Annotated in this window: 17 protein-coding genes; 16 read left to right on the top strand and 1 reads right to left on the bottom strand. The window is 46.0% G+C overall.

Going from position 1 to position 23,449, the window contains the following annotated elements; genetic code table 11:
- Positions 1 to 3 precede the first annotated feature (3 nt).
- Entirely contained in the window at positions 4 to 486 is a 483-nt protein-coding gene (locus AC27IJ_RS21055) for a GNAT family N-acetyltransferase (RefSeq protein WP_331663067.1), read from the bottom strand.
- A gap of 559 nt (positions 487 to 1,045) precedes the next feature.
- Between AC27IJ_RS21055 and AC27IJ_RS21050 the strand changes: the two genes are divergently transcribed.
- The 16 genes from AC27IJ_RS21050 (at position 1,046) to AC27IJ_RS20975 (ending at position 23,438) form a co-directional block, all read left to right on the top strand.
- Positions 1,046 to 2,353, top strand: coding sequence for a four-carbon acid sugar kinase family protein (locus AC27IJ_RS21050; RefSeq protein WP_487150677.1), 1,308 nt, complete (start codon positions 1,046 to 1,048; stop codon positions 2,351 to 2,353).
- A 35-nt stretch (positions 2,354 to 2,388) separates the two neighbouring features.
- Complete coding sequence (gene pdxA / locus AC27IJ_RS21045; protein ID WP_312446187.1) at positions 2,389 to 3,390, top strand: 4-hydroxythreonine-4-phosphate dehydrogenase PdxA; 1,002 nt, start codon at positions 2,389 to 2,391, stop codon at positions 3,388 to 3,390.
- Between the two features lie 34 nt (positions 3,391 to 3,424).
- Complete coding sequence (locus AC27IJ_RS21040) at positions 3,425 to 4,825, top strand: GntP family permease (protein WP_312446185.1); 1,401 nt, start codon at positions 3,425 to 3,427, stop codon at positions 4,823 to 4,825.
- Positions 4,826 to 4,945: 120 nt separating this feature from the next.
- The gene (locus AC27IJ_RS21035) at positions 4,946 to 5,713 is read left to right on the top strand and encodes a DeoR/GlpR family DNA-binding transcription regulator (RefSeq protein ID WP_312446184.1); all 768 of its coding nucleotides are present in this window, start codon (positions 4,946 to 4,948) and stop codon (positions 5,711 to 5,713) included.
- Between the two features lie 72 nt (positions 5,714 to 5,785).
- Complete coding sequence (proC, locus tag AC27IJ_RS21030; RefSeq protein ID WP_487150674.1) at positions 5,786 to 6,580, top strand: pyrroline-5-carboxylate reductase; 795 nt, start codon at positions 5,786 to 5,788, stop codon at positions 6,578 to 6,580.
- Positions 6,581 to 6,610: 30 nt separating this feature from the next.
- Positions 6,611 to 7,159 carry an NUDIX hydrolase gene (locus AC27IJ_RS21025; RefSeq protein WP_487150672.1) on the top strand — a complete coding sequence of 183 codons (549 nt, stop codon included), beginning with the start codon at positions 6,611 to 6,613 and terminating at the stop codon, positions 7,157 to 7,159.
- 181 nt (positions 7,160 to 7,340) lie between these two features.
- A complete protein-coding gene (locus AC27IJ_RS21020) occupies positions 7,341 to 7,943 on the top strand; it encodes a stage II sporulation protein M (protein WP_487150670.1) in 603 nt (200 codons plus the stop codon).
- 219 nt (positions 7,944 to 8,162) lie between these two features.
- On the top strand, positions 8,163 to 9,050 hold the full coding sequence (gene xerD, locus AC27IJ_RS21015) for a site-specific tyrosine recombinase XerD (RefSeq protein ID WP_312446178.1): 888 nt from the start codon (positions 8,163 to 8,165) through the stop codon (positions 9,048 to 9,050).
- 79 nt (positions 9,051 to 9,129) lie between these two features.
- Positions 9,130 to 9,654: an adenine phosphoribosyltransferase gene (locus AC27IJ_RS21010; RefSeq protein WP_312446176.1), complete on the top strand. Its 525-nt coding sequence runs from the start codon at positions 9,130 to 9,132 to the stop codon at positions 9,652 to 9,654.
- A gap of 367 nt (positions 9,655 to 10,021) precedes the next feature.
- Complete coding sequence (locus AC27IJ_RS21005; RefSeq protein WP_312446174.1) at positions 10,022 to 11,248, top strand: NAD(P)-dependent oxidoreductase; 1,227 nt, start codon at positions 10,022 to 10,024, stop codon at positions 11,246 to 11,248.
- A gap of 2 nt (positions 11,249 to 11,250) precedes the next feature.
- Positions 11,251 to 12,159, top strand: a complete 909-nt coding sequence (locus AC27IJ_RS21000; RefSeq protein WP_312446171.1) for an AEC family transporter — start codon at positions 11,251 to 11,253, stop codon at positions 12,157 to 12,159.
- A 473-nt stretch (positions 12,160 to 12,632) separates the two neighbouring features.
- Entirely contained in the window at positions 12,633 to 13,838 is a 1,206-nt protein-coding gene (locus tag AC27IJ_RS20995) for a YibE/F family protein (RefSeq protein WP_487150667.1), read from the top strand.
- 113 nt (positions 13,839 to 13,951) lie between these two features.
- Positions 13,952 to 19,723 carry a lamin tail domain-containing protein gene (locus tag AC27IJ_RS20990; RefSeq protein ID WP_487150665.1) on the top strand — a complete coding sequence of 1,924 codons (5,772 nt, stop codon included), beginning with the start codon at positions 13,952 to 13,954 and terminating at the stop codon, positions 19,721 to 19,723.
- A gap of 362 nt (positions 19,724 to 20,085) precedes the next feature.
- Positions 20,086 to 20,985 (top strand): N-acetylmuramic acid 6-phosphate etherase, encoded by a 900-nt coding sequence (murQ, locus tag AC27IJ_RS20985; RefSeq protein WP_312503579.1) that lies wholly within the window; start codon positions 20,086 to 20,088, stop codon positions 20,983 to 20,985.
- A 19-nt stretch (positions 20,986 to 21,004) separates the two neighbouring features.
- Complete coding sequence (locus AC27IJ_RS20980) at positions 21,005 to 22,420, top strand: ABC transporter substrate-binding protein (protein ID WP_487150663.1); 1,416 nt, start codon at positions 21,005 to 21,007, stop codon at positions 22,418 to 22,420.
- 124 nt (positions 22,421 to 22,544) lie between these two features.
- Positions 22,545 to 23,438: a carbohydrate ABC transporter permease gene (locus tag AC27IJ_RS20975; RefSeq protein WP_312446159.1), complete on the top strand. Its 894-nt coding sequence runs from the start codon at positions 22,545 to 22,547 to the stop codon at positions 23,436 to 23,438.
- Positions 23,439 to 23,449: the final 11 nt, after the last annotated feature.

Raw genomic sequence — 23,449 nt, 5'->3', positions numbered from 1 at the left:
CTTTTACATATCCAGCTGCATGAAAACTGCTGTAGAAGCAGGATTATCGTTGTAGCGTTCAATTTTATAAAACCCATACCGGTAATACATCTGAATGGCAAGATCCATAAAAGGGAAAGTGTCTAAACGCATATGCTTATATCCTATCTGCCTGGCATCTGCAATTATTTGCCCGATCAAAGCGTTTCCTATTTGTTTTCCCCGATATCCAGGTCTGACATACAAACGTTTCATTTCACAATAACGATCATCCAACTGCCTCAAAGCAACACATCCAACAATATCACTGTCTAAATAAGCAAGATAGAGCCGGCCATTGGGCAAACCATACTTTACATCCAAATCTCTCACTTCATCGTCATAGTGCTGGGAATCAAGGCACTTTGCTACTTCGGTATCTTTAGAAATAATATTATCCGTATATTCAGTGAACAAGCGGATAACTTCCTGAGGCCGGTCATATGCCAGTTCAATTCTTACTTCCACCTGTATTCTCCTTATTTTTGAATTAACCCTCTGTTGGGATGTATGATTTAGCTGTGTACAGATTACCTATCAACGAGAAAATTATACCATACATCCAGGCTTATTTCCACATCACTTCGTAAATGGCATAGTGTGTGCCATTTCGGAAATGGGTACCTGCTTCCTATGTTTGACGCGGGATTTTTTACATTCAAAATTGGAGAGGGCGGGAATGAAAATGAGCGGGTAACGGCATATAACAGCTTTGGCTGTGGATTTCCAAAACCACAAGATATAGATTTATATCGAAAAGCAAAAAGACATGAAAAGATACCTGTATTTAAGCCACTTTCCAGCATCTCCTATAAATACTTAATAAGACTTATAAGCTATTTTTGTATTTAATCAATAAAAAGTAAAAGAATTTAAAAAGTATATTGACAATATTGAACAGACAATGTAAGATCTAGAACATAAACGAACAAGAATAAAGAATATAAATAAACACAAACAAACATGAATCGATTCCGGAGACAACACGTTCCCATTCCGGAACTGATGCAAAGAAGGGAGAGGAACTATGCCTCAATGTATTGTGGTAGCAGACGATTTAACCGGGGCAAATGCCACCGGGGTTCTGCTTAAGAAGATGAATTACCGGACCTACACCGTGATGAATTCGGAACGTCTGAATTTATCCCTGTTCGATCAGTGCGATTGTATCATGTATCCAACAGACAGCAGAGGGGCAAGCAGCGAAACCGCCTATAACCGGGTGTTTAACGTGACCAACCTCTTGAAAAATGAAGAAGTCAAGGTATATGCAAAGCGTATTGACAGCACTCTCAGAGGAAATGTGGGGAGGGAAACGGACGCTCTTTTAGATGCTTTGGGACCGGACTATACCGCCATATGCGCCCCATGTTTTCCAGCCTCGGGAAGGGTCGTTATCGGCGGATATATGATGGTAAAAGGGCTGCCCCTTCACAAGACGGAGGCAGCCCTGGATCCCAAGACTCCTGTGCTCTCATCGGATGTGAAGGAAATTTTTGAAATCCAGAGCAGGTATAAAGTGGGAAGCATTGAGATGAGCGGCATGATGGATGGAAAGCATGCTTTGGCAGAACGTATCAGGGAGCTTGTAAAGGAGGGGTGCAGGATCATTGTCATGGACTGTGTGACTCAGGAGGATTTAGACTTAATCGCGGATGCGGCCATTACAAGCAAAATCAAATTTGCGGCAGTAGATCCGGGAGTGTTTACCTCCACCGTTGCCAGAAAGCAGATCATTCCGCTTGATAAGGAAAGAAAGAACAAGATACTGGCCGTCGTGGGAAGCGTAAATCCTGTGACAAGAAAACAGATGGAAGAGCTGTGGCTGACCCAGCGGACTGCCCATAACATTTTTGTTTCCGCCGCAAAATTCCTGGAGAGCGAAGAAAGCCGGGAGGAGGAAATCAAACGGACGGTAAAGGAGGTTTTAGAGGCCAGTGAGTCCTATGAAATCCTTACTGTTACAGGAGATGGGATCTATCCGGAAAACAGAGTTGATTTAAAAAGGTATGAATCCGGCTTTCCCGGGGGAATGGATGAGATGACCGGGCTGATCTGTGATTCCTTTGCGGAAATCACTTGCCGGGTGTTTACATATAACAGCAGCTTTCAAGGAATCTACAGCAGCGGAGGAGATATCACGGTAGCCATCTGCCGTAAGTTCCACACTGCCGGCTTATGCCTCCTTGATGAGGTCCTTCCCCTTGCCGCCTACGGGAAATTTTTAAAGGGAGATTTTGAAGGGGTGTCCATCATAACAAAGGGAGGGATGGTAGGAGAGCCGGATGCGGCGAACCGTTGCATTACTTACTTAAAAGAGAAGTTATTTATGTAAACCATATGCAAAATTAAGAAACGGAGGAAATAAATATGAGCAAACCACTAATTGTAATACCCATCGGAGATCCGGCCGGCATTGGTCCGGAGATCGTAGCAAAGGCGCTGGCAGAGCCAAGGGTCATTGAGGCAGCCGGATGCATTGCAGTAGGAGATAAAAAGATCATGGAGCAGGCCATCAGAATTACAGGGGCGGATTTAAAAATCAAGACGGTAAAGGAGCCGGAGGAGGGGGAATTTGAAAAAGGGATATTAAACCTCATTGATCTGGATAACGTCGGCATGGACCAGTTTGCTTTCGGGGAGGTCAGCGGAATGTGCGGCAGGGCAGCTTATGAATACATTGAGGAAAGCATCAGGCTGGCAAACGAGGGAAGGGCGGATGCGGTGGCAACCACACCCATCAACAAGGAGGCCTTAAAGGCGGCAGGCATCCCATTTATCGGTCATACGGAGATATTCAGCGCCCTGACGGAAACAGAGGATCCCCTTACCATGTTTGAGACCAACGGGCTGAGGGTCTTCTTCCTCACCAGGCATGTATCCTTAAGAAAAATGCTGGATATGGTGACGAAGGAGCGGATTAAGGATTATGTGAAGCGCTGCCTTGAGGCATTGAAACGGCTGGGAGTAGAGGATGGGACCATGGCGGTTGCCGGACTGAATCCTCACTGCGGGGAACACGGCCTGTTTGGTGACGAAGAGGTGAAGGAGATCATTCCCGCCGTATTGGAATTACAGGAAGAGGGGTATCCGGTGACAGGCCCGATCGGGGCGGATTCCGTGTTCCATCAGGCAGCTCAGGGGCGGTTTAACAGCGTACTTTCCCTGTATCATGATCAGGGCCATATTGCCACAAAGACCCTGGATTTTGACCGGACCATTGCCATTACCAACGGGATGCCCATCCTGCGCACCTCGGTGGACCATGGCACGGCGTTTGACATCGCAGGGACCGGAAAGGCAAGCGCTGTCAGCATGGTTGAGGCTATTTTACTTGCGGCAAAGTATTCCCCCCGCTTTAAAAAGGCGTAACAGGGGCAGAGAAAATTATGAGGAGGGTTTCTATATGGTAGGAGGACTTAGCGGCGAAAGAATGATGATTGCTCTTGGAATCGGCATCGTGATTCTGATATTTTTGGTACTGAAAACAAAGATCCACGCTTTTCTGGCCCTGATCATGGCTTCGGTCATCATTGGTGTGGCAGGAGGCATGCCTCTTGTAAATGTAACCTTGGAAAATGGAAAGACCCTTGGTATTGTTAATTCTATAACAACCGGTTTTGGGGGAACGCTTGGGAGTATAGGAATTATCATCGGCTTTGGAGTAATGATGGGGCAGATATTTGAACGAACCGGTGCTGCCAAGCGGATGGCCCAGACGTTTTTAAAACTCTTTGGAAAAAAGAGGGAGGAAGAAGCACTTGCCCTTACTGGATTTCTGGTTTCCATTCCAATTTTCTGTGACTCCGGATTTGTGATCCTGGCCCCCATTGCAAAGGCTATTTCAAGGGTGACGAAAAAATCGGTGATTTCCCTGGGTGCGTCTCTGGCAGCAGGACTTGTGATCACCCACAGCCTTGTTCCGCCCACTCCCGGCCCTTTGGGCGTATGCGGCATCTTTGGAGTGGACGTGGGAAGATTCATACTTTATGGACTTGTCATCGCCATTCCAATGACCGTGGCCTGTACGTTTTATGCAAGATGGATCGGAAAAAAGCTTTACCAGATTCCTGATGATAAAGAAGGTTTTGTGCGCCTCCCTTATCAGGAGCCGGATTATTCCCAGGATTTCTCCATTGGTTCTGAAAGTCTGCCTTCGGCCCTGGAATCCTTTGCCCCCCTGTTCCTTCCCATCATCCTCATCCTGATCAGTACGGTTTCCAGCGCTTTGGGAAAAACCTCCGGCTTTATGATGGTATTTCAGTTTCTGGGAAGCCCCATCGTAGCGGTAGGAATCGGACTTGTGCTGGCGATCTTCACCCTGGGAAGAAGCCTGACCAGAGAAGAGGCGATCAAGGAAATGGAAAAAGGGATGGCATCTGCGGGGATCATCATGCTGGTAACCGGAGGCGGCGGTGCTCTTGGACAGATCATCAAGGACAGCGGACTTGGAACCTATATGGCAGAAGCCCTTGCCGGCACCGCGGTTCCCATTGTCATCCTTCCCTTCCTCATTGCCACGGCCATGCGCTTTATCCAGGGCTCCGGCACGGTTGCAATGACAACGGCGGCCAGCATATCAGCCCCCATCATCCTGGCTGCAGGAGTGAATCCCATCCTGGGAGCCATGGCATGCTGCGTAGGTTCCCTGTTCTTCAGCTATTTTAATGACAGCTATTTCTGGGTGGTAAACCGGACCCTGGGAGTTGGAGAAGTAAAGGACCAGATCCTCACCTATTCCGTCACGTCCACCATCGCATGGGCGGTTGGATTTGTTGAAGTTTTGATATTGAGTATTTTCCTGTAATCATTTATGATATACATAAGGGAATTTGTGCGGAAAACAGATGCCCTGCCGCCGGAGCTTCCGGCGGCAGGGATTTTTATGCTGAAACAGGTACAGGCTCTATAACAGGAGGAACAGGTCATGATGATGGCGGAAAGGCAGATTAAGATTCTGAACATGATACAGGAGGATGGAAGCGTCCAGGTTGAGGAGCTGGCAATAAAGCTGGACGTCAGCCCTATGACCATCCGCAGGGATTTGGAAAAGCTTCAAAAGGAGGGGCTGATCGAACGCTGCCACGGAGGAGCGGTAAGTAAGACCGAAGTGGCCTATGCGGATAAAAGCGTGATAAATCATGGACAGAAGGTGTTGATCGCAGAGAAATGCGTGGAATTCATCAGGGAAGGGACTACCATATATTTAGATGCCGGAACCACCACCTATGAGATCGCAAAACGGATCATGGATAAGGAAAATATGACGGTCGTTACCAATGATTTAGAAATTGCCCTTCTTATGAAAAACAGCAAGGCGGAGCTGATCCTGTGCGGCGGTTATGTCCAGAAGTCTACAGGCAGTACCTTAGGCTATTACACCACCCAGATGATCGATGATTTCCGGTTTGATTCGGGATTTTTCGGGGCTGCCGCCATAAGCGGGGAGTTCCATGTGCTGACGCCTACCACTGATAAGGCATTTCTAAAGCGCCAGCTTGTAAAGCAGTGCCAGCAGTCTTTTCTGGCAGTGGATGATTCCAAATTCAACCGGCAGGGGATGAACCGGATCAACTGCCTGGCCGATTATACCGGGATCATTACGGATCACGAATTTAAGGAGCAGGAGAAGGCTGTCCTTCGGAAGAAGGGAGTCCGGATCATTTCCGTCAATCAGGAAGATTTAGATGATTGACATTTGGAAAAATGGTGCTAGAATGATGCTGATTCATTGCAGATTTCCAAACAGAAACAGGAGGAAGAGATTATGGCGAAAATAGGAATCATCGGAATCGGAAATATGGGTTTTGCAATATTAAAGGGATTATTAAAGACATACGGGAAGGAAGACATCATTTTTACCGATGTGAATAAAGAACGTTGCGCGCAGATCAGTTCAGAAATGGGAGTGGCTTATGCTGAAAGCAATGCCCGGTGTGCGAGCCAGGCAAAATACGTGGTTCTGGCCGTGAAACCCCAGTATTTTGATCCGGTGCTGTCTGATATCCGCAATGAGGTGACAGAGGACCATGTGATCATTTCCATTGCACCCGGGATCACAACGGCCCAGTTAAAGGAAAAGCTGGGAGAAGAAAAACGGATGGTCCGCGCCATGCCTAACACCCCGGCTCTCCTTGGGGAAGGAATGACAGGAGTCTGCTACGATGAGAAGGCTTTTTCCCAGGAGGAGAAGGAGACAATCGGTGATATTTTCCGTTCTCTGGGAAGGATGCGGATCGTGGAAGAACGGCTTATGAACGCAGTAGTCTGTGCCAGCGGAAGTTCTCCTGCTTATGTTTACATGTTCATCGAGGCTCTGGCAGACGGTGCGGTAAAGTATGGACTTCCCAGGGATGCTGCCTATGAGATGGCGGCTCAGACGGTTCTTGGCAGTGCCAGGATGGTCCTGGAGACAGGGGAGCATCCGGGAGCTTTAAAGGATAAGGTGTGTTCGCCGGGAGGCACCACCATTGAGGGAGTATCGGCCCTGGAGGAATCCGGATTCCGCAGCGCGGTCATAAAGGCAGCGGATGCCTGCTTTAAAAAGTGCGAGAAACTATAATAGAATGATACCGGACATGGAGGTAAGACAATGGAACAAAAGCCTGTAAAACGACTTGACAGAGAATTAAAGTATGTGGGAAACATTTTAAAAATATACGAGGACACGGTAGATGCCAACGGCCATCTGGCCCATTGGGATTTCATCCACCATAACGGAGCAGCGGCAGTGGTTCCTGTTACGAAAAGCGGGAAGCTTCTCATGGTGCGTCAGTACCGCAATGCCTTGGACCGGTATACTTTGGAGATTCCGGCCGGAGCCCTTGACAGCCCCGATGAGCCGAAGCTCGACTGCGCCCACAGGGAGTTAGAGGAGGAGACAGGCTATAAGACGGATAAGGAAAAGATGGAGTATCTGATCAGCGTCAACACAACGGTTGCGTTCTGCGATGAAGCCATCGATATTTTTGTTGCAAGGGAATTAGAGCCTTCCAAACAGAACCTGGATGAAGACGAATACATCGAGGTGGAGGAATGGGAGTTAGGTGATTTAGAACAGAAGATCTACCGGGGGGAGATTACCGACGGCAAGACCATTGCGGCAATCCTGGCCTATGGGAGAAAGTACGGTGTAAAGTAGGAAAGCCTGTAAAACAGCAGTACCGTCTTGTTGGCTTTGCAAGAATAAATGTCCCTTTGCAGGCATAAGGTTGAAAAAAAGACGTCTTTCAACCTTGAGTTTATGAGTCAACTGGGTACGCAAGCATATCCCTTGATTCATTATGAGTCAGATTATGACAAGACCTGTAGGGGGATTTTTAATGGCCAGTTTGTTTCGTACGCTTAGATTCCGTTTGAGAAGAGGACCGGGACCAGGAGGTATGTATGCTTCCCTGGAGCGGAACCTAAGGGCAGAGGACCGCTATCTCTTTTGCTTTTTTATCGGGCTTATTGCCGGTACTGTCATGGCAAATTTCTGGTACCCGTCGTTTGTGGAGGAAGCCGGATATTATCTGGGCCTTTTGGACAGAAATATGAATCTGGACAAAGGGGAAAGGGTACAGCTTTTTTATCAGGTGTTAAGGCAGCGGGGGATAGAGGTATGGATCGCATGGCTCATCGGACTGACTGCTTATGCGGTTCCTCTGTATTGTCTGCTGACGGCAGGAATCGGATTTTCCATGGGATTTGTCCTTTCCGTCATAACGGTCCAAAAGGGGCTTATGGGGCTCCCTGTGTTCCTTATGACAGTCATGCCCCAGGGGCTGTGTTATCTTCCACTTTGGAGCATCCTTCTTTTATGGGGATTGCAAAATGGACGGCGTTTCCGGATCCCGGCCTTTTTGCTTCTTCTGTTCCTGACTGCTCTTGGGTGTGCCTGTGAGGCCTGGATTAACCCGTTTTTCTTAAAAATGGTCCTCTAATAGAGAAAGTATTAAAAAAAATAAAATGGTCCATTTCCCCATATCTTGCGAAAAAAAGTCACGCATTACCAACATCTAGTACATGTTATGTAAAGTAGTCCTAAAATGTCTTTATAGTGGGAAAAATGTGTTTGATTTTATCGAAAATAGTCTATATAATGGTAGGAAGAAGCCTTATTTTAGGGCATTTTTGAAGCCGAAAGGTCAGGGGATATTGAGATGGTAGCAGAGATCAATCATTTTATCATTTATTTGAGAGAGATTAAAAAAACGTCAAAGAACACAGAGGTATCTTATCAGAGGGATTTGATGCAGCTGGCTTCTTTTTTAGGGAAGCAGGGAATCACGGAGGTGGACAAGGTAACAAAGACCAGTCTTAATTCCTATATCCTGCATCTGGAGAAAGAGGGGAAGGCTACTACTACCATTTCACGCTGTCTGGCTTCCATGAAGGCATTCTTTCATTACGAATGCAGGGAAGGAAGAATCCAGAAGGACCCGGCAGAGCTGTTAAAGGCGCCCAAGGTAGAGAAAAAGGCGCCTACCATATTAACGGTGGATGAGGTAAACAACCTGTTAAGCCAGCCGGACGGCGAGACCCCAAAGGAGCTTCGGGACCGGGCCATGCTGGAACTGCTTTATGCCACCGGGATCCGGGTGTCGGAGCTGATTCATCTAAAGAGAACCGATGCAAACCTGTCCATAGGATATATTACCTGCCGGGATGAACACAAGGAACGTATGGTTCCTTTTGGAAAAGTGGCCAAGCTGGCCCTTTCGGCTTATATGGAGCGGGGCCGGGATTATTTGTTGAGGGGTCAGGAATCGGAGTGGCTCTTTACCAACTGCAACGGGAAATCCATGAGCCGCCAGGGATTTTGGAAGATTATAAAATTCTATGGGGATAAGGCAGGGATCAAGGCAGACATTACGCCTCACACCCTGCGCCACTCCTTTGCGGCACATTTACTCCGCAACGGAGCGGATATTCATGCGGTACAAGCCATGCTTGGACATTCCGATATGGCTACGACACAGATGTATATGAACTATACTCAGGGGGAAAATCTGCGCCGCGCCTATACGGGCGCCCATCCAAGAGGATAAGGGACGGGAATCAACTGGATATGCCTGCATATCCAGTTGATTCATCCGTAAACAAATTATGACAATACGAGGTATGACAATGAAAAGATTAGAAGACTATGTCACAAGCATTCCTGATTTTCCGGAGGAAGGTATCATTTTCCGAGATGTGACCACCATTCTGGAGGATCCGGACGGGCTTACCATAGCGGTGGATGGCATAAGGGATATGTTAAAAGGAGTGGAATATGATTCGGTAGTGGGACCGGAATCAAGGGGATTTATCTTTGGTGTTCCGGTGGCCTATGCAGAGCATAAGGGCTTTATTCCGGTGAGAAAGAAAGGCAAGCTTCCAAGGGAAGTCCTGTCTGCCGATTACGAGCTGGAATATGGCACTGCAACCGTTGAGATCCACAAGGATTCCATTAGACCAGGGCAAAAAGTGGTTATCATAGATGATTTGATTGCTACAGGCGGTACCATTGAAGCCATCATAAAACTGGTCGAGGAGCTTGGCGGCGTAGTGGTGAAAATCTGCTTTATCATGGAGCTTGCAGGATTAAATGGCAGGGAAAAGCTTGCAGGATATGATGTGGAAGCCATGATTACCTACGAAGGAAAATAATTTTAAAAACAGAGAATCCGGGATAGAGGTGTTTGGAGATACTTTTCCGCCCTTATCCTCCGGATTCTTTTTTATTTATGGAAATGGCAGAACGTCCATAATTCGATATATTTTTGACAAAATTTATTTTTTTCTGTACATAAATGCTGCCTATTGATTTTATTATTTTGAGTGTGATATGATGTGAAAAATAATAATAAAACTGTATACAATATGCAACTATCAAGTTATTGAGAGATAAAATCCATAGGTGAAGAAAGTTTGATGTACTTTGGCGCATGGAGCGGCTGATTTACGAAATTCAGGCGGCGTTTCACTTGCCTTCTTTCAGTAAATTATGCCACAGAAAAAGAGAGGAAGATAAATTATGGCTGTTCATGTAATTGATGAAGCAAACAGATGCTTAAATTGTAAGAAGCCCCTGTGCCGGCAGGGTTGTCCTGTCAATACCCCTATCCCCCAGATGATTACGGCTTTTAAAGAAGGAGGTTTAAACAAAGCAGGAGAAATGTTGTTTGAAAACAATCCCATGTCCCTGGTTTGTTCCCTTGTGTGCAATCATGAAAGACAGTGCGAGGGCCACTGCATTCTGGGCAGAAAAGGACAGCCGGTGCATATCAGCAGCATAGAAAATTATATCTCTGATACCATCTTTAACAAGATGAATGTGGAGTGCAAGCCGAAAAACGGGAAGAAGGTAGCGGTAATCGGCGCAGGTCCGGCTGGGATCACCATTGCCTTTCTTTTGACCAAAGAAGGCTACAGCGTGACAATTTTCGATGCCAAGGATAAGGTGGGAGGCGTTCTCCAGTACGGGATACCGGAATTCCGTCTTCCAAAGACTATTTTAGAGCGCTACAAAAAGAAGCTTCTGGAAATCGGGGTGAAGATCCGCCCCAATACGGCCATCGGAACAGCCTTAGAGATCAAGGATCTGATCCGTGACGGCTATCAGAGCATCTTTATCGGAACCGGAGTCTGGAGGCCGAAAACCCTGGGCGTAAAAGGGGAATCCCTGGGAAATGTTCATTATGCCATCGATTATCTGGCAAATCCCGATGCCTATGATCTGGGAGAGACGGTTGCCATCATTGGCGTTGGGAATTCCGCCATGGATGTGGCAAGGACCGTGATCCGCCACGGAGCCAGGAAGGTGACCCTTTATGCCAGAGGCTTATCAAGCAATGCCAGCGATCACGAAACAGCCTATGCAAAGCTTGATGGTGCTTACTTCCAGTTTGGGAAACAAATCGTGGAGATTACGGATGATGGTCCGTTGTTTGAAAATATCCGATATGATGGGGAAGGAAACCAGATCGGCATTGATGAAGAGCGGGAACAGATTTTTGCAGATTCCACCATCATTTCCATCAGCCAGGGGCCGAAAAGCAAGCTGGTGAATACCACCAAGGGCTTACTGGCCAGCCAGAACGGTCTTTTGATGACAGATGAGAAAGGTCAGACAACCATTCCGGGCATATTCGCTTCCGGAGATGTGGTTCTGGGAGCAAGAACTGTAGTAGAAGCCGTTGCCTATTCTAAGACAGTGGCTTTGGCAATGGATGAATATATGAAATCCAAAGAAGAGAGTTAGACATGGACTATAATCGTCTTTTAAACCTCCAGGGGATGCTGTTTCTCCTGGTGGCAGCAGGCGTTGTACTTAGAAAGAAGGGGATCCTGCCGGAAGGGGCAAAGGCCATTCTTACGGACCTGGTGATCTATTTAATCCTTCCCTGCAACATCATTCAATCATTTTTTATCGAGTTTAATCTGGATATCTTAAAGGGCTTTGCCGTGATACTTACCATTGCCGCCCTCATCCAGATGGGATGCCTTATGCTTGCAAAGGTTCTCTACAACAGGGAACCGGAAAGCCGTAAAAAAGTGCTCCAGTATGGCACGGTCTGTTCCAATGCGGGCTTTATGGGTAATCCTATCGCAGAAGGCGTCTATGGTGCGGAAGGGCTCATGTATGCTTCCATATTTCTGATCCCCCAAAGGATCGTCATGTGGTCTGCCGGGGTTTCTTATTTTACGGAAAGCCCGGACCGGAAAACCGTTGTGAAAAAGGTTTTGACTCATCCCTGCATCATAGCGGTCTATATTGGCCTGGTTCTCATGATCACCCGGCTGCCGGTGCCGGCATTTCTTCAAAACACCATCAGGAGCGTAGGAAGCTGTACCACCACCGTATCCATGGTCTTAATCGGCGCCATACTGGCGGAGGTGGAACCGGGAAGCATATTAGACTGGGGGATTATAAGGTATGCCTTCATCCGCCTGTTTTTGCTTCCTCTTCTGGTTTACTTATGCTGCCGGGCTTTCCATGTACCCCCCCTTTTGTCCGGAGTATCCGTCCTTTTGACCGGAATGCCTGCAGGAAGCACTACCGCCATATTGGCAGCCAAATATGATGGGGATTATATTTTTGCCACAAAATGCGTGGTGGTGACTACCCTGTTATCTCTGGTGACCATTCCCCTGTGGTGTATGGTCCTTTAATATACCAGATATCTTAAGTGCTGTTAAAAGCACTGCTATAACAGCTTCAGAATTTTGCTGCGTTTGCAGGTCAGAAATGTCTTATATTTACAGACATTCTGGCCTGTTTTTTTTGCAATCTTTTTCATCAGCTGCCTGCTATACAGGTGTGATTACGGTAGCTTTCATTTAACCTCATCAAGTAGCGAAGAGGATTGCATATATCCGATTGACTGGAATATTTAAAAGGAAAGAGATAAGGAGTACTTAAGTGGTTGAGACTGGAATAGAATTATACAGAACGCTATATTTCCAATTTTTACATGTTTAGCGCTTCCAGAGTATTATTTGCGAAAAATTTTGTACATGTTATCGCATAAAAGGGCTCTGAAGTGTGTCGACAATGCAACCTAATTAACTTACAAAATAAACAGGACGAAGGGCGCAGGGTTCATAACCACATTGGTGCCTTTCGCAGAAAGGTGTACTTAAAAATGAAAAATCAGAAAACACTCTGCATGAAACTTATAGCCTCATTCCTTTTCTGCATGGTATTTATAGCAATTCTCATATGGATAAATCAGCCACTGCCAGGGGAAGTGCCAACGGCGGCAAGCCAGATAAAGTTTGCCAGGGCACATGTGACTGAACTCATCAGAGACGAGGCGAAAGCAGAAGACTGGACAGAGGGACTGCGTATAGGAGTACAGGAAGTCTATGTGCAGATAGACAGCGGTGAGGACAGAGGTAAGATATTGCCAGCAGTCAATTATATGAGTGCATACAACAATGTGGACTTAAAAGTAGGTACGAAAATAATCGCCAGGATGGATATAGATGCCAATGGGCTTTCCTATATCGCATCCATACCCAATTATAACAGGGGTCCGGCATTGCTTGGATTGACGGTGATATTCGTGCTGTTTTTAGCTGTATTCGGGGGAAAAAAAGGAATAGCCGCTATATTGGGGCTTGTATTTGCTATCGTAGATATCTGGTTTTTGCTCATACCCATGATAAGGCATGGCATTAATCCTATATTGTCATCTGTTGTCATAGCAGCTGTTACCACAGCTGCTTCATTGGTACTGTTAAATGGCTTATCGATGAAAACTTTCTGTGCAACCATTGGTTGCGTGGGTGGCGTAGCGATGGCTGGGGCCGCAGCAGCTCTTACGGCAGTTGCTACACCGATAAACGGTTTTAATATGTCGGAGGCAGAAGAATTAGTTCTCCGTGCAGATAGGACAAGTCTGAATATCAGCGGATTATTGATCAGTGCCATTCTCATAGCGGCACTTGGCGCAGTCATGGATGTGGCTATGACTATTACGTCTGCAGTATTTGAGGTGCATCAGCTGAATCCGGAGCTGAACAGACAAAAACTGATTCAGTCGGGTATTAATATAGGCAGGGATGCCATGGGGACCATGGCTAACACGCTGATATTAGCGTTTGCTGGTTCGGCACTCAATATGTTGATACTGTTCAGAATCTTTGATTATCCATATTTGCAGATTTTTAACAGTGACATGATGGCGTTGGAGATTATACAGGGTATCTCGGGTTCCATAGGTATTGTAATGACTGTGCCATTAGTAGCATTCCTAAGCGCGTTTATGTGCAGCAGGAAGAATGCGGTGGACAAGCCGGTCATGGTGGTTAATGAAAAGAATAGAAAATACAGGAAAAAACAGTGACGATTTTCACATATTTTGTATTAAAAGTATATATAAAATTGGTACTTTTTTATAATTCATTATAATAAGGTTAATTAGGTGATACCATTAAAAATGGAAGGAGAAGAAAAGTTATGAACTTAAGGAAGCTGTTAAGTTTGTTTCTGTCAGTTGCCATGTGTATGAATCTGTTGGTCGTGCCTGGTTTTGCGATGAAGACAGATTCAAACCTGACAAACGGGTATGGGGCAGAAAGTTCCAGTGGGGGAGATAATAAAGCCAGCCCCAGTGAGGCAGACAAGGACACGGATACAGACATTCCAGAAAAGATGGAAGAAGATACAGGCGATAAGGGAGATACGGGGGATAAGGGAGATACAGAGGATAAGGGAGATACGGGCGCTGTGAAAGAGGAAGCCAGTGCTATGGAACCTGTAGAAGATAAGTCCGCACTTAGCGACATGAGTCTGGCAGACCACGTAGTGATCAGTCAGGTATATGGCGGCGGAGGCAATAGTAACTGTATATGGAAGAGTGATTTTATTGAATTGTACAATCCTACGGATGAAGATGTGAGCCTGGATGGGTGGTCAATACAGTGGTTGGCTAAAAACACGTTCAGCTCCTATAATCCTGTAGGCGACGGTCAGTTAACGAAACTTTCAGGGACCATCGAAGCTGGCGGCTATTACCTGATAAAGGAAGCAGACGGGACGAATAAAGATGCGCCAGAACTTCCAGAACCTGACGCTTTAGGTGTTATTGCAATGTCTGGAACAGATGGTGCAGCGGCATTGTCCAAAGACACCGTGAAGTTAACAGATAAAAGCGATGAGAATCTCGTTGATTTAGTAGGAATTGGCGCAGCGAAGGAGTATGAGACCCAACCAACCGCTGCAATGTCAAATTCTACCGCAGCTATCCGCAAGGACCCGGCAGTTGATACCGACAATAACAGCGCTGATTTCAAGATTGGAAAGCCTGAGCCGCACAACAGTTCCTATGAGGAAGGCGGGAATCAACCGGAAGAAACGAAATGCAAGACACCTATTGCAACACCGGCTGCCGGACCGGTATTGAAAGGAACACAGCTCACATTTTCTACGGCAACATCAGATGCTGTGATAGAGTACAATACGGAGTCTAATGCTGCCGATGAATGGATAATATATTCAAACGCTGACAAGCTGATGATTGATGAACCGGTTACATACTATGTGCGCGCAGTTAAGGAAGGGCTGGAGGACAGTGAAATAGCTGAGTTTTCTTATACAATCCGTGAATCCGGTAAAGTGATGACGATTAAAGATGTGCTGGCGTTGGGACAGAACACAAAAGATGTGACTGTTACAGGGGAGTTGTCATATCTGGCCACTACATATGGAAATCCGGTGCTCCAGTCCGTGATAGATGGCAGCCAGTATAGTATCTATATTTATGGAGCGGCGCCGGATGACGCCAGGATAGGTGATATACTGGAAATCACGGGAGATTACCAGATTCGCTATGGTATGCCTCAGATAACATCCACGAAAGATAAAGCAAAAATCGCTGCTAAGCAGGATGAGGCATCGATAACGCCTGTGAAGTATACCGTCAATCAGATAAAAGCCATGGCAGATACCGCTGATTTAGAGATAAGCGGACTTATTGACAGAGTTGTTCTGATAGAGGATGTCACACTTGGCAAGCTCAATACATCAGGCAGTACGCCTGTAACTGATGCAACCGGCACGATTAATATTTATCAGGCAGCTCCATATCCGGAAGGCGTCGTAGAAGGAGAGACTGTAGATCTGACTGCCATGATAGGCAGATATAATCAAACGATTCAGCTATACACCGGCACAGAAGAGAAAAATGGTTTTCCAGTCTATTATGTGAAAAATGACACCAAACCACCAGTCATTACCTTAGGCACCTATATTGATGCAAGACCGGATCAGGAGTATCCAATATCCGTCCAGGTTAAGGACAATGTGGGCGTGGCGAGTGTGGAGGTTCTTTTCGGGCCTTCAGAGGATACGCAGGGCAAGTCACTGTCCATGACATTTAATCAGGATACGAACAACTATGAGGCAGTCATTCCGGCAGAAAATTTTGCTAAAGGGCAGCAGGCCTTATACATAAAATTCAAAGCGAAAGATAAAACTGGTCTCGAAGCAGAGAGTGGGATTGTTACTATCGCTATCAATGACAAACCGCAGATACTGGCGGTTACCCCTGAGAGAAATAAAGCGACAGGAGACGTGAAAGCGCCTGAGATTTCCATCAAACTGGCTAATATTGGAAGTAACCCATCGGTAAGTCTCACTCTCAATAAGGCAGATGGCACTGCTATTTATACAGACCAGTCTATGAATCTCAAAGAGACGGCCGCTGACAGCGCAACATATGCTTTTTCGCCTAAGGTGCTGGAAGACGGCAATTATAATGCACAGGTAACGGTCGTTCGGGAAGATAAAGTGTCTTTTACCGAGAATTGGAAATTCACCATAGGCAAGACTGCTTTTACCGCGTATTTCGGACAGCTTCATGGACACACGAACTATTCGGATGGTTCCGGGTCTGTCAAAGATGGTCTTAATTATCTTGCAAATATACCGGAAGAAGACAATGTGCAATTTGTATCCTTTACAGATCATTCCAACTATTTTGATACAAAAGATGCACCCAATCCGAAAGAGGCGCTTAATGACCCGGATCTTATGACATCTGAGAGCAGGGCGATATGGGAGGAATACAGGGAGCAGACGAGAACGTTTAACGAAACCAGTTCCAGAAAGGCATTATCCGGTTTCGAGATGACATGGTCCGGCGGTCCCGGCCACATCAATACATTTGGCTCATCAGGACTGGTCAGCCGCAACAATACCACGCTCAATGACAAGAAAAATGATGCAGGTATGAAGGCGTACTATGACATTCTGACTGCTGATCCAGATCCGTTGGCGAATCTTTCACAGTTCAACCACCCGGGCAAGACGTTTGGTACATTTTCAGATTTTGCATACTATACACCGGCAAGAGACGCCAAAATGGTTTTAGTAGAAGTAGGCAACGGCGAAGGTTCTATCGGTTCAGGCGGATATTTCCCAAGTTACAGTGAATATACGAAAGCACTGGATAAGGGCTGGCATTTAGCGCCTTCCAATAATCAGGATAATCATAAAGGGCGTTGGGGCAATGCGAATACGGCCAGGACAGTCGTCATCACAGATGATTTATCTGAGACAGGGATTTTAAGTGCGCTTAAAGACTTGCGTGTATACGCGACAGAAGATAAAAACATGAATATCATGTATACTTTGAATGATGAGCTTATGGGAAGTATCTTAGATGTGTCAGATGATGTGAAAACGTTGAATATTTCTGTAAGCGTAGATGACCCAGATCCGTCAGATATCATTAAAAGTGTAGAAGTAGTGACAAATGGCGGCGCAATAGCAGGAAAAAAAGAAGGTACCGGAAATAGCGGAGAGTTCACCTTTGAGCTTCCGGCAAAGAAAGGATATTATTACATACGTGTTACTCAGGCGGATAAAAATATCGCCGTAACGGCTCCTGTGTGGTATGGTTCCGCTGCAAAAGCAGGTATATCTTCCTTCACTTGTGATACAGACGTACCAGTGACAGGCGATCCGGTGAAGTTTACAGTCACAGCTTTCAATAATGAAGAATCAGATGCCACACTTACCAGGCTGACATTTAAAACTGGTGATAAGGTGCTTGAAAGTGAAGATCTGAACGTCAATTTAAAGTCATTTGGAACTTACACTGTAAACAAAGCGTTTAAACTTGATAAGGTAGGAGTAAATGAAATAGAAGCCATCGCCCAAATGGAACTGGATGGCGATCGTAAGACATTCAGCTTTACTCTGGAAATAGAAGTACGTGACAGTTCGAAGATGAAATATTTTGGGATAGATGCCAGTCATTATAATGAATATGTGAATGGAAACTATAAGGACAGTATGGGGAATTTCACCACCTTAGCGGGGGATTACAATATCAGGATGGTCACGCTTAACACGAGCGAGGAACTAATAGCCGCTTTAAGGGACGACAAATATGTTGGACTTTTGTTAAATGCGCCTTCCAGACGCGATGGTACGAAGCTGCGGGAGGATTATAAGAACTATACTGAGGAAGAGCTTGATGCTGTCAGAGCTTTTGCTAAAAAGGGCGGCAAGACGATAATGGTCTGTGCCTGGAGCGATACCTATGAGGCATATGATGGTTTCAAAGGTGATGAGTCCAAGGCAGGGGATCATATGTCGGCTCAGCAGAACAAGATCCTGGAAGCTCTTGGAAGTGCATTCCGTTTTGCAGATGATGAGTTACAGAGCGCTGCCAGCAATGACGGCAGAGTGATTGGTATCCTGAGCACCGATTATAATCCGCTGAACCCCTATATGACCGGAGTGGAGGCAGGGCTTAAATTCAACACCTATGGCAATGCGGACATTTATGCAATCGATGAAAGTGGAAGTCCAGTCAGAGACAGCGCCATGCTTCCGTCAGGAGCGGCACCTCTGGTATACGCACCGGCAGATACGAAAAGCCTGGATAAAGACGGCGTAGGATTATCAGGAGACGCATTGGCGAAATTAGACGGACGTTTTGTATTGGCAGCTACTCAGGAGCTTTATTTTAGTGATGGCGAACCATCTACACTATATTTATCAGGATGTTCGACGATGAGCGATTTCCAGCTGACATTTGACAGTGCGGCCACCAATGATTACAGCAACTACCAGATTATGGCGAATTTATTAGATAAGACGAATCAATTGCAGATTACATCTATTAAGGAAGTGCAGGCGGCTGGTGAGGGCGAGCGGTTTATAATCGAGGGCATAGCTACATCCAACGCTTCTGGTTATGATAAAGATACTGCTTTCTTCGATAGTATCTATGTGCAGGATGAGACTGGTGGAATTAATCTTTTTCCTGTATCCGGTGACATAAGAGCGGGCCAGACCATCAGGGTATTTGGAAAAACTTCTTCTTATCAAGGAGAGAGACAGCTGGCAGTTGAGAAGCTTATGGTAATTGATACGAATATAAAGGAACTTCCGGGGCCTGTTAAGGAAACCACGCAAGAAGCTTATGAGGGCAAGAACCTTGGCAGTTTAGTCACGGTAAGTGGCAAGGTTATTTCCATTGATGCGCCGAATAATCTGGTAGAAACGATTATGCTGCAGGATCAGTCAGGGAAGCCCGCAAGAATATTCATCGACGGATATATTACTAAGGATAAGGTGATAAAGGGTCTGGAAATCGGTGCATATATGTCTGCAGAAGGACTTTCATCCAGAACTGTCATAGGTGACTCTGAGGATTCTGTGCCTCGTATACGAATTCGTGACAGAGACGATGTAAAACTTGCAGAAGAACCAGAAAATCCCGAAATTCCTGAAAATCCAGAAATTCCTGAAAAACCAGAAATTCCTGAAAAACCAGACCGCCCAAGTAACTCAGGCAGAGATAAGGATTCCGGAAGCACAGTTACACCCAATCCCAATGTAGTATGGAAACAGAATGCCAGAGGCTGGCAGGCTGTTAAGAAAGATGGAACATATGCGAAAAATGAATGGTATCAGTGTTCATATAATGGTCTGGTGTCGTGGTACCGCTTCGACACAGAAGGGCACATGATTTCGGGCTGGTATCTGGACGGAGATGGCAGCTGGTACTACATGAGCGAAAATCATGATGGCTCATACGGCGCCATGGTTATAGGCTGGAAATGGATTAATGGAAAATGTTACTACTTAAATCCGGATGTTCATGCAACGCAATACAAATATGGCGCTATGTTTAAGAGTGCCATCACCCCGGACGGTTACGCTGTCAACGCAAATGGAGAGTGGATAGTGGATGGAGTAGTACAAATCAGGTAATACAAAGCTTGGCAGGGTTAATTCCATGGTCTTGACCGGCGCCATTGCTTTTGCAGGTCAGAAATGTCTTATATTTACAGACTTTCTGACCTGCTTTTTTAATGGAACTATGAAACAAAAGATGATAAGAAGGTTCAGGCGGTGATGGAAAAAGATGTTCTTTAAGAATGCAATGATAAAAATGCGTAAGTAGAAGGGGAAATTGTAGAAAAATATGAGGGAAAATGTCGAAAATTATGGTGAAATTTGATGGATTATTTCAATGTGTGAAACAACGTTTCGTAATAATTGAAATTCTTTGACAAAAAGAATTCATAAATATATAATGGAAACAGCTTTGAGGAAAGGGAAGGAGGATACGGATGATTGATCTGTCTAATATGGTAACGGAAACCAGAAATCCAAAGACCATGAATCTGGATGAAATGCCCCCTCTGGATTTAATCCGTATTATGAATGAAGAAGACGAAATGGTAATTCAGGCAGTGAAAACCCAGCGGGAAAAAATCGCCCGGATCGTGGAATGGTGCACGGAAAGTCTTGGAGGAACCGGCCGGCTGATCTATATGGGAGCAGGCACAAGCGGAAGGCTGGGACTGCTTGATGCGGCAGAATGTCCGCCGACATTTGGAGTGGAACCGGAGAAAGTGGTAGGGCTGATTGCAGGCGGAAAAGGTGCTTTTATAAAAGCCGTTGAAGGTGCGGAAGACAGCGAGACCCTGGGAGAGGAAGATTTGAGAAATATTCATCTCACAGCGGCTGACGTGGTGATCGGCATTGCCGCAAGCGGCAGGACGCCTTATGTATTAGGAGGACTGCGGTATGCAGGAAAAACCGGATGCAGGACGGCTGCCATTGTATGCAACACCGGCTCCATTCTGGCGGTAGAAGCAGATGTCGCTGTTGAACTGGTGGTCGGTCCGGAAGTATTGACCGGCTCTACCAGGCTAAAGGCAGGTACGGCGGAAAAAATGGTCTGTAATATGATATCCACTGCAAGCATGGTGGGAATAGGAAAGGCATATCAGAACCTGATGGTGGATGTGGTACAAACAAATACAAAGCTGATAAAAAGGGCGGAAAACATCGTGATGGAGGCCACGGGATGCAGACGGAATGAGGCGCAGGATGCGCTGACTTATGCAGACGGCCATGCAAAGACAGCGATTGTATCTATTTTATCAAGATGCAGGGCCGAGGAGGCGAGGGAGAAGTTGGCAAAGGCACATGGACATGTGCGTTACGCCATAGAGCAGATATAAAAATAATGGAGGAGAAATCATGAAAAAAAGAAAACTATCCGTACTGTTGGCAGCAACCATGATCGCCGGTACACTGGCGGGCTGCGGAACTACCGCAAAGGGCACTGCGGCACAGCAAAGCAATGGAAAAGACATTGTTAAGGCATTGCTTCCGCCTGTTTCTGCATCCTATCAGGATAAACTGATGGAATATGCAAAGGAATTTAACGAAGCCAATCCTGATGTGGAGCTGCAGATCACAACGGCAAGCTGGGAAGACATTACGGAAAAGCTGGATGTTCAGGTAAATGCAGGCTCTCCGCCTGATATTGCCTTCATCGGTTCTAACGGGGTCACGAAATATCTGGACACGGAAATGCTGGTAGACATCTCCCAATATGCGGATAAGGAAATGATAGAAGATTACAACGCAGATATTATCAACTATTTCAAAAACGGCAACGGGCTTTATGGATTTCCCGCCTATGTTGAGGTACAGGCAATCGGCGGAAATAAGGCCATGCTGGAGGAAGCAGGGATTGACTGGCAGGGAGTCCAGAAAAATGGCTGGACCTATGAAGAATTTCGGGAAGCCATTAAAAAAGGAGTTGTAAAGAACGGAGACAGCTATTCCCGGTACGGCTTTGTTTTTGCCTGTTCAGGCGTAGCGGCAAAGGATTATTTTTCGATCTTTGTAAAAAATGCAGGGATGCCTGCCGCCTTTGACAAGGATTTGAAATATACATATACGAGCAGTCATATGGTTCCATTTTTAAAAGACATCAGAGCCTTAATCGATGATGGCTCCATGCCGAAAGAATTAAGCTCCGTGGATGCGGGAAAACGATGGAACATGTTCCTGACCGGGCAGACCATGATCACCGGCAAGGGACTGTCGGTTTTTGAAAAGTCTGCAACCGATAATAATAAAAAGCTGGCTGCAAATGACGGAAGTGCAGTAGAAGGAAGCCAGGAGGTGGAGTACATCGTACTGCCGGTTCCTACATTCCAGGGAAATAACCAGCAGGCACAGGGAGCGGTAGATGGTTATGTGTGTTTCCGCGGCAAGGATGAACCAAGCCCGGATCATTTAAAGAACGTAGCAAAGGCCGCCTATTTCCTGGCGAGCGGAAAAAGAGCGGCAGAAACCTGTCAGGAACTTTATATCAGCCCCGTATGTAAATCCGGAGAAGAAGCATTTGCCTCCCTTCCTTCAATGGAAGGAAAAAATGAGAACAATACAAAAGCAGTTAAAAATCTTGCCTCCCAAGTGGCGGAAGCCAGACCTGACATCCCGGCTGATTTAGGGGCAAAGGCGATAAAGATTGAGGAAGAGGTTATTTTGCCAAAATTCCAGGGGTTGTTAGCAGGAGAAATCACCCCGGAGGAGATGCACGAAGCCATTAAAAAGGCTGCAGTAGAGGCGTTTGGTGAGGAAGGCTGTGTTATGGATTAATGGGAAATGAGATCCATAGGAAATCATGATTTTCCGGGCATTGGTAATCGTAACAGGTGCCAATGCCCATTTCTTATCTGCGGGATCATTATGCTTTTTAGAAAAAAGGGAGAGGGGAAGGAGTATGCAGACAGCAAAGAAAAGAAAGCGGTTAAACAATGATGCCAAATGGGGGTATGTTTTCGTATTCGTACCCATTGTGTCATTTATTATATTTACATTATATCCGGTAGTACAGGCGGCGATTGTAAGCTTTCAATCCTATAAGCCCTTAAAAACAGAGTTCGTGGGATTGACCAATTACAGTAACACATTAAAAAACGGACTTTTCTTTAAATCCATCTGGAACACTGTCGTGTATACGGCCGTAACGGTGCCTATCTCTATCCTGGTGGCGTTCATCATCTCCATTCTGCTGGTTCCCTTTAAGAAAAGAAGCCAGTCATTTTTCAAAGCAGTATTTTATCTGCCTGGGATTGCATCGGGAGTAGCTCTCTCTTTTGTATGGAAATGGATATTTGATCCTCTGCCAAGCGGCCTGTTAAATTCGATGATCCGGGCAATCGGGATCCAGAATCAGAACTGGCTGGGCAGCTCCCAGACGGCCATGCTGTCACTGATCATCATGACAATATTCTCAGGCCTTGGTTCTACTGTCATTATATATGTGGCCGCATTGCTTGGGATTGATCCCACCTATTATGAGGTTGCCAATATTGACGGAGCGACCTTTTTGCAGAGAATCAAATACGTAGTATGGCCTATGGTAAAACCGACCACTGTTTTTCTGGCTATCACCGGAGTAATCAATGCGTTTCAGGCATTTCAGACGGCGTATTTAATGACAGGGGGCGGACCGGATCATGCCACAACCATGGTAGGATTGCTGATATTTAACAATGCTTTCAAATATTTTAACTATGGGGAAGCATGTGCACAGGCATTATTATTAGCAGGAATCATCGCGGTCTTTGCAGTCTTCCAGTTTAAGGTAATGGCTGCAGATGTTGAGTACTAGGAAGGAGGGCT

The sequence above is a fragment of the Lacrimispora sp. YZC11 genome, from assembly GCF_057543815.1.
Note: the sequence above shows the minus strand (reverse complement) of the source record. Positions and strands in the feature narration are given on the sequence as shown.